This is a genomic window from Planktotalea sp. (genome assembly GCF_039984035.1).
In the GTDB taxonomy this organism is placed as follows: Bacteria; Pseudomonadota; Alphaproteobacteria; order Rhodobacterales; family Rhodobacteraceae; genus Planktotalea.
This window is the reverse complement of sequence record NZ_JBDWVM010000187.1, coordinates 1-7,592: the sequence shown is the minus strand read 5'-3', so window position 1 is coordinate 7,592 and position 7,592 is coordinate 1. Positions and strand designations below refer to the sequence as shown.

Sequence of the window (7,592 nt, the reverse complement as noted above, 5' to 3'; positions counted from 1 at the left end):
CCGATCCACCCGCGGTAACGCGATTTCCGGCTTGCGCCAGTAAAACTGGCTCTGCGCCAATAAACACAGGCGCGTCATTGCCCACAGCGCCGTTGATCGTGACGGTGACGGTTGTTTCAACGCCGTCCGTGGTGATCGCTGTAAAGCTGTCGGTGAGCGTGTCGCCCGCTTCAAGCGTTTGGATCGCCGCCTGAGCGTTGTCAGCCGCATAGGTCCATGTGCCATTTGCCAAAAGGGTGAACAAGCCATAGCCGTTGTCGCCTGCGACAGATGTGATCGCGGTAAAGTCATCTGCGCCTCGGTAATCGTCTACGAGGGCGATGGTGCCGCTTGTTTGCAAACTTGCTGCGCTGTCTTCTATCACTGACGCGGTTGTGCCGCCTGTTGCGATTGGCAAGCCGCGCTCATCAACGTAGGTTTCAGAGCCATCATCCAAGACCGTATGCGTATAAAGGAGCGTGCCATTGGTTGCGCTGTGAACATGATGGATTGTGGTCCACGCATGGGCGCCTAATGGATCGGTGATCACTTCATCTTGTAAAACGCCAGCCACATAGCTTTTGGTCGATATTGTTCCATCGTCAAAATTCGTCACAAGGCTTTCGACCCGACTTGCGCTATCGTAACTTCTGGATTGGCTCGACCAACCATACGCGTTGTTCGTATCTGTGATGACTTGAGCGGTGCGCACTCCATCGGTAAAACTCGTTACTACGTGACGACCATCGTCGTTCGTCACGTTCTTGCTGGCGATGCGTCCGGCAGCATCATAGGTGAATGTGACGCTTGCCCAGTCGCGTGCATCCAACGTATCAACCCAATCGTCTTGGACTTTTACACCTGCGGAAAAGGTTGAGGTTTTTATGACCTCATCATCAAATGTCCAAACCTTCTCTTCCAGCAGACCACCAGCATCATAGGTTTTGACAAAACTTGCCCAGCTATAAAGGTTTGAGGTATCCAACCGCGTCACGCTCTGCGCAGCGGGTCCCCCAGCAGGGACGACAATCTGGCTTGTGCCGTCATCAAACAATGTCGTGGTCGTCAACAGCTGGCCAGCTGCGTCATAGTCGTAGGTTTTGCTAGCCCAAGCATAGGCACCGCCGCCATCGCTCACGATCAGCTCGGTTTTAATGCCGTTGACATAAGAGGTCGTGCTGACTTTCCCATTATCATCCGTGATAACTTTGGATGTGATCTCGCCAGAACTTCCATAAGTTCTCAGAACAGAGGACCAGTCATAAATGTCACTGACATCCGTTCTGGTATAGGACGTTTGCACGCCATCCACAAAAGTTACGGTGATCGTGGGTCCGTTGTCCAAAGTCCACGTTTTGCTACTCGGTAATCCGGTTACGCCATCAAAGGCTACTGAGATCGACGCCCAAGTTTGGATATCACCGGGATCCGACCATGTACTACCGGTTCTGAGGCCTTCGCTAAACGTCGTGTTGCGAATGGTACCATCATCAAAGGTCAAAGTTTCCTCGATGGGAAATCCATTCGCATCCGTTACGGTGACCCTTTGTGCCCAAAGATAAAGATTAGACGTATCGAATTCGGTCGAAGATGGCATCTGATCACCTGAAAATTTGAAATAGAAAACGTGCTTTGAAATGGCAACGAACAGATCAACGATCGCGCTTGCGGGTAGTATTATCTTAAAATTGCGTCTTTTGTAAGTTTTTGTTGAAATTCAACATTTTAAGTGGGTCGAGAGCTTTATGAATCGCAATCAAAAGTTGTTCTTGCGTCAAGAAAAATCCCGCCTAAGTAAAATTGCACGAACCTCTATTACTTTTCGACGTGCTGATCTCTGACGCCTTTCTTTAAAGGTCGAGCAGCGCGGATGGTAGGTAAGTTTGGGGTTCCCGCCAAAGATATTCCGATCCAGCAATTCCCCTCAGGAAACAACCTAAAGCAGATTGCCTTGTGTGTTGCCTCATGTCGCGCCGTATCTGATGAGGTCCTCGCGTTTGTTTAGCGGACCTAGTTCAATGCAGAAAAAATGCAGAGATCTACAACATTAGATTCCTCAACAAAAAATTAGCGACGTTTCGAAATCTCAAATCTTTAATGATTGCAAATACTTGACCGATGCCTCCGAGAAATGTTCTAAAAAATTCACATTTTTTTTGTGCGCATGTCGAAATATCGAAATGGCGAACGTCCTAGGGGTATCGAAACAGAAAACAAGGATTTTCAAAATGTTTACAGTTACACCAATCTACGCACTCGCCGCCGCCTTGATCACACTGGTCCTATGGTTCCGCGTTACGTCCTACCGTGGCGCCCAAAGCGTCTCCATCGGAGATAATGGAGATCCGAAACTGCTACAGCGCATCCGTCAGCACGGGAATTGCGTTGAATGGTCCAGCTTCATTCTCATCATGATGATCTTGGCTGAGGGCATGGGCGCACCAAGCCTATACATCCATATCTCGGGCGCCTTGCTGATCATTGGACGGATGGCGCACCCATTCGGTCTCAAGATCGAGAATGCCGGTCATCCGCTGCGCTATGTGGGCAATGGCACAAATATCCTAGCAGCCTTGAACATCATGATCTGCCTTGGCGTGAACATCCTCGGCTTCTGAAACCATCTCGTTACACACTGACCAAGTAGACCTAATTTGAACTGAAAAATGAAGGAAAGAACCAATGAAATATATGCTCTTGATTTACAATGATCCGACACAAGAACCCGCCTACGGGACACCAGAATTTGACGCCATGATGGCAGGATATTTTTCCGCCAACGAAAAGATGCAGGCAGATGGCGTGCTCGTCGGCGGAGAAGGCTTGCAAGGCATTGAAACCGCAACCTCATTGCGGATCAAATCTGGGAAAGTCGAAACAATGGACGGTCCGTTCGCCGAAACGCGTGAGCATCTAGGCGGATACTATGTTGTTGACGTTCCAGACCTTGACGGCGCGCTGAAATACGCCGCCCTGATCCCATCTGCGAACTTTGGCACAATCGAGGTCCGCCCTCTGATGGACTATAATCCAGCTGGATAAGCTATGAAAAACGCCGCCCCCAAAGCCATTGCCGTCAACAAGGCCGTCAATGACATCATACGAAATGACAGGGGGCGGCTCATGGCCGGTCTGGTGTCCCGATTGCGCGATTTCCAACTGGCAGAAGATGCTTTGCAAGATGCAGCGATTTCGGCGCTAAAACACTGGGGCCGCTCCGGCATCCCCGACAATCCAACCGCTTGGTTGATGAAGGCCGCTTTTAACAAAGGGATCGATAGGATCCGAAAATCAGACCGTGAGGGGCAAAAGGCGAAGGACCTCAGCCTCATTCTGGAGGATACCGAAGCGATGCACGCACCAGAAGACATTCCCGACGAACGCTTGCGCTTGATCTTCACTTGCTGCCACCCTGCTTTAGAAGAGAAGTCCCGCATCGCGTTGACCCTGCGCACGGTCTGCAATCTGAACACCCGCGAAATCGCCGACGCGTTTCTTGATACCGAAAGCACGATGGGTCAGCGTCTTTCGCGCTCCAAATCCAAGATAAAAGCCAAAGGCATCGGATTTGCCGTGCCCGAACCAGAGCAGCGGGCCGAGCGGTTGAACACCGTTTTGTCGACCCTCTATCTCATCTTCACCACGGGCTACGTGTCTGGTGATATCGACACCCGTAACCTGTGCCATGAAGGTATGTTCCTGATGCGATTGCTGAACCAGCTTCAACCGCATGACGCCGAAGTGGAGGGCGCGTTGGCCCTGATGTTGCTGACACAATCGCGCCGCGCCGCCCGCGTCTCCGCAAGGGGCGCAACAGTGCCAATCTCAGAACAAGATCACGCAACTTGGGATGCAGACCTGCTGCAAGAGGGCAGGGAGCTCTTGGAGCGCGCCGTTCAGCGCCGAGACCCCGGTTCCTTCCAAATCAAAGCGGCGATAGCCGATTGCCATATGGAAACGCCCGAACCCGATTGGATGCAAATGTTGTTGCTCTACCAATCCTTGTGGCGGTTCGAACCAACCCCCGTTGTCGCGCTAAATTGGGCGGTGGTTCTCGCTGAAACGGGGCAAACCGATGTCGCATTGAACAGGCTGAACGACTTGAAAGCCGAATTAGACGACTTTCAACCTTGGCACGCGGCCCGCGCGCGCATGTTGCAAACCCTCAATCGCCCAAACGAAGCCGCGCAAGCCTACGCCGAAGCAATCATGCGTGCCCCGACCGAGGCGGATCGACTATTTCTGCAAGACAAAGTGAAACGCCTGCAAATCTAGGTGCCTCGCTCGTAAGAGCACGGCAATCGCTTTTGCTGACAACGCTGTTTCCGCTCAGGTCAGTGCCCTTCTGACAAACGATCAACATCGTAGATGGAGATTTGTTTGCGCGAAACTTCCAAGACACCTTCTTTTTGCAGCTTATCCAGCGATTGCGTAACCCATTGACGCGACGCCCCAACGATTGAAGCGACTTGTTCATACGTGATGGATCGATCGATAACGACGACATCGCCTTCATGACGCCCATGCGTGCTAGCCAGAATAACCAAAAGCTGCTCCAAACGCTCGGATACAGTGCGCGTGCCCAGCATCTGAATCAACGCAGAATAGCAAGTTCCTTTAGCGACCAGACCGTCGATGACTTTAAGCGCGACAGCAGGAATTTCGCTGACCAAATCGCGCAATGCCATGCCTGACACAAATAGGACTTTTGTATCCTCTAGCGCATCTCCCGACCAAACGTGCCGCCCGCGACCAAAGACTTCCGGCCCACCAATAAAGTGACCAGCGGTCCAATACGCCAGTGTCAATTCGCGCCCGGACGGCGCCGCATAAAACGAACGCATCCGGCCCGATTCAATGATCCAAATCCCCGTGTGCGGATCCCCTTGAAAGAACAGACCCTCACCCTTTTTAATCAAACGTCGCGATCCGGCTTTGCGAATGCGCGCTTGGTCAATATCGTTCAATCCGCTGAGAAAACCTGCCCCTGAGTTTAGATCAAGGATGTATTCGGAAAGAAAGATCGCGCTTTGATCGTCGTGGACAAGGGGTAGGGGTTTAACTGTCATGGCGTGCCTCTTTGAGTTGCTGAAAGATAGCTGGCTAAGTCTTCGATTTGCGCATCTGAAATACCTGTCATCGCGCTGCGCATAATTGCGCCCAAGTCGTTGTCGCGACGCCCATCCCTGAAGTCCGTCATCTGCTTCTTAAGATAGATTTTGTGCTGCGCGGTGAGGTGGGGTGTACCGTCCTCAAGCTGCCCATTGGCATGACAAGACAGGCAACCGAGTTGGCGAAAGGCTGCTTCGCCCGCGCCTACATCGCCCTGATCATTCGGGGCTGGGGCTGTCTGGCTTGCGAACCATGCGGCGACTTCTGCAAAGTCTTCCGTTGAAATTTCAGTCACGATGGCAGCCATTTGCCCTCCACCGTTTGTGCGCCGCCCCTCCAGAAAATCATAGAGCTGCTTTTCAATATAGGGCGCTGGCTGGCCCGCCAGCTTGGGGAATTTCGCCATGCGCGAATTGCCATCAAGAGAATGGCACAGCGCGCAGACTTCATAGGGTGCTTCGTGTTCTGTTCCTATCGAATTGGCAGACGCGGGCCCCGCGCAGCACAGGGCGATAAACAGAACAGCGCTAGCTCTCGAATACACGCGATTTAACCTCTGCGCTGACCACCAACGTTTCACCGTTGACAAATGTAAGCTTCAGTTGGACAATATCGCCGCTCGCCAAAGGGGCGTCAGGGCGCATCAACATTACGTGCAATCCTCCCGGAGCCATCGTCAAAGTCTTGCCTGCTGGAATTTCGATCTGGTGAATCATTGCCATCGTTGCAATGCCATCTGCTTCCTTGCTTTCATGCATATGGGACATCGCATAGCCATCAGCCGCGACGCCAACCAGAATACGGGGAACCGCGCCATCATTATGCAGCGTGAAGTAAGCCGCATGTGCGCCTGCCCCCGGTGGCGCTGTCGGCACCCATGCCTCTGAAACGCTTAATCCGTCTGCAAATGCTGCCATTGGCAACATGAGCAATGCCAGTGCACTAAGTTTGATCATCACATGCTCTCCCTGCGATAAGAAATTTGAAGGCGCGCCAAGAATTCAGCCGTCAGTCCCGCATTAAAGGGCGGTTGCAGTTTCGCGCGTAGATTGCCGTCTGGATCGATGACGCTGACAGCGGAGGAATGCTGCACATCATAGAAACCAGTATTGTCGGGTGGCATCAGACGATAATAGCTATCTGTCGCCTCGATCAGCGTGTCTATCTGATCTCGTGCGCCCGTAACCCCCATGAATTCGGGATGGAAATATAAAGCGTATTCATGAACATAGTCCGCGTCACGGTCTGGATCGACAGAGACAAAGACCACTTTAGGGACGTTGTCTGGCCGCACGCGCATAGCCGTTTCACTGATCGCATGTTCCAAATTGCCAAGCGTGAAGGGACAAACGTCGGGGCAGGTGTTGAACCCGAACATGACAATCGTCCAATTGCCGAGCAAATCCTCTTGCGAAAACGTCTGACCGTCTTGATTGGACAGCGAAAACGGGGGCATTGGCTCTGGTGTGTCCAGTTCGACGCCTTGCACTTGTGCAACCGCGTCGAGGCACCCTGCGACCCAAAGGGTCGATGCAAGCACGAGCGCTCTCATTGGTTCTGTAGCTCGAAGGCCCGCATGCTTTCGCTGCGGATGTACTTCAAGCATTCCTTTTTGGCCGCGATATAAATCGGGTCGATCGCCATTTCTGGATCGCGCGGTCGTGGCAGTTTAATCTTAAGATCTCGGATGATCCGGCCGGGTGCCGCGCTCATGATCAAAACACGATCAGCAAGGAAAACCGCCTCGTCTACATCATGAGTGACAAAAACCACCGTAGTGCCAAATTTCTTCCAGATGCTCAGCAGGTTTTCCTGCATCATCAAACGTGTCTGCGCATCCAACGCACCAAATGGTTCATCCATCAGCAAAACCGACGGATAGTTCGCCAAGGCGCGCGCGATACCAACGCGTTGTTGCATCCCGCCAGACAATTCAGCGGGGTATCGATCCCCGAATTTGCTAAGGCCCACCATGTTTAAAAACGTGTTGGCGATAGAGCCCGCTTCGGTACGCGAATGGCCCGCCATTTTGGGACCAAACGCGACGTTCTCATAAACGGTTTTCCAAGGCATAAGTGAATATTGCTGAAATACCATCCCCCTGTCTTGGCCGGGCTTGGTGATCATCTCACCATCGACCAAAACCTTGCCCTCTGTTGGCGTGACATAGCCCGCAACTGCGTTCATCAATGTAGACTTGCCGCATCCAGACGGGCCAAGGATACACACAAACTCGCCCGGTTCGATTGTGATGCTTGTCGTCTCAACCGCGCGGTGCAAGTCTGCGCCTTGGCCGAACGTAATCCCGACGTCCATTATTTCGATCCGACCCTTCCCCGCAGAACTAGAGGCGTCTTCGGGCCTTTGGTATTTCAAAACATCAAGCATGTGCAGAAACTCCCGTTGTGCGCAAAGCGCGGTTTTTTGTCCAAGCGAGGTAGAAGGCCAAAGCGGTCAGAATTGCGAAACCGGATCCCGAAATCACAGTGCCAAGGTCTTGA

The 7,592-nt window shown here is 52.4% G+C and carries 9 protein-coding genes; 3 read left to right on the top strand and 6 right to left on the bottom strand.

The window, feature by feature from the left end:
* The coding region (locus ABJQ89_RS08595) for a VCBS domain-containing protein (RefSeq protein WP_348495837.1) at positions 1-1,576 on the bottom strand (1,576 nt) is incomplete at its 3' end.
* A 631-nt stretch (positions 1,577-2,207) separates the two neighbouring features.
* Between ABJQ89_RS08595 and ABJQ89_RS08590 the strand changes: the two genes are divergently transcribed.
* The 3 genes from ABJQ89_RS08590 to ABJQ89_RS08580 all read left to right on the top strand — a co-directional run bounded on the left by ABJQ89_RS08590 (position 2,208) and on the right by ABJQ89_RS08580 (position 4,254).
* A complete protein-coding gene (locus ABJQ89_RS08590; RefSeq protein ID WP_348495836.1) occupies positions 2,208-2,597 on the top strand; it encodes an MAPEG family protein in 390 nt (129 codons plus the stop codon).
* 64 nt (positions 2,598-2,661) lie between these two features.
* The gene (locus ABJQ89_RS08585) at positions 2,662-3,021 is read left to right on the top strand and encodes a YciI family protein (protein ID WP_348495835.1); all 360 of its coding nucleotides are present in this window, start codon (positions 2,662-2,664) and stop codon (positions 3,019-3,021) included.
* A 3-nt stretch (positions 3,022-3,024) separates the two neighbouring features.
* Positions 3,025-4,254, top strand: a complete 1,230-nt coding sequence (locus tag ABJQ89_RS08580) for a DUF6596 domain-containing protein (protein WP_348495834.1) — start codon at positions 3,025-3,027, stop codon at positions 4,252-4,254.
* 59 nt (positions 4,255-4,313) lie between these two features.
* On the opposite strand, the gene ABJQ89_RS08575 is transcribed toward ABJQ89_RS08580, so the two are convergent.
* From ABJQ89_RS08575 to ABJQ89_RS08555, 5 genes are read right to left on the bottom strand one after another with little or no spacing between them, the layout of a single operon-like run.
* Positions 4,314-5,048: a Crp/Fnr family transcriptional regulator gene (locus tag ABJQ89_RS08575; RefSeq protein ID WP_348495833.1), complete on the bottom strand. Its 735-nt coding sequence runs from the start codon at positions 5,046-5,048 to the stop codon at positions 4,314-4,316.
* Positions 5,045-5,635: a c-type cytochrome gene (locus ABJQ89_RS08570; RefSeq protein WP_348495832.1), complete on the bottom strand. Its 591-nt coding sequence runs from the start codon at positions 5,633-5,635 to the stop codon at positions 5,045-5,047. Before ABJQ89_RS08570 ends, ABJQ89_RS08575 begins: the two co-directional genes overlap by 4 nt.
* Positions 5,619-6,047, bottom strand: coding sequence for a copper chaperone PCu(A)C (locus tag ABJQ89_RS08565; RefSeq protein WP_348495831.1), 429 nt, complete (start codon positions 6,045-6,047; stop codon positions 5,619-5,621). The genes ABJQ89_RS08570 and ABJQ89_RS08565 overlap by 17 nt, the downstream gene beginning before the upstream one ends.
* Entirely contained in the window at positions 6,047-6,631 is a 585-nt protein-coding gene (locus ABJQ89_RS08560) for an SCO family protein (RefSeq protein ID WP_348495830.1), read from the bottom strand. The genes ABJQ89_RS08565 and ABJQ89_RS08560 overlap by 1 nt, the downstream gene beginning before the upstream one ends.
* A gap of 8 nt (positions 6,632-6,639) precedes the next feature.
* On the bottom strand, positions 6,640-7,479 hold the full coding sequence (locus ABJQ89_RS08555; RefSeq protein ID WP_348495829.1) for an ABC transporter ATP-binding protein: 840 nt from the start codon (positions 7,477-7,479) through the stop codon (positions 6,640-6,642).
* Positions 7,480-7,592: the final 113 nt, after the last annotated feature.

Coding starts and splice junctions, on each gene's coding strand:
- ABJQ89_RS08590 (WP_348495836.1), top strand. CDS start 2,208: ATGTTTACAGTTACACCAATCTACGCACTCGCCGCCGCCTTGATCACA.
- ABJQ89_RS08585 (WP_348495835.1), top strand. CDS start 2,662: ATGAAATATATGCTCTTGATTTACAATGATCCGACACAAGAACCCGCC.
- ABJQ89_RS08580 (WP_348495834.1), top strand. CDS start 3,025: ATGAAAAACGCCGCCCCCAAAGCCATTGCCGTCAACAAGGCCGTCAAT.
- ABJQ89_RS08575 (WP_348495833.1), bottom strand. CDS start 5,048: ATGACAGTTAAACCCCTACCCCTTGTCCACGACGATCAAAGCGCGATC.
- ABJQ89_RS08565 (WP_348495831.1), bottom strand. CDS start 6,047: ATGATCAAACTTAGTGCACTGGCATTGCTCATGTTGCCAATGGCAGCA.
- ABJQ89_RS08555 (WP_348495829.1), bottom strand. CDS start 7,479: ATGCTTGATGTTTTGAAATACCAAAGGCCCGAAGACGCCTCTAGTTCT.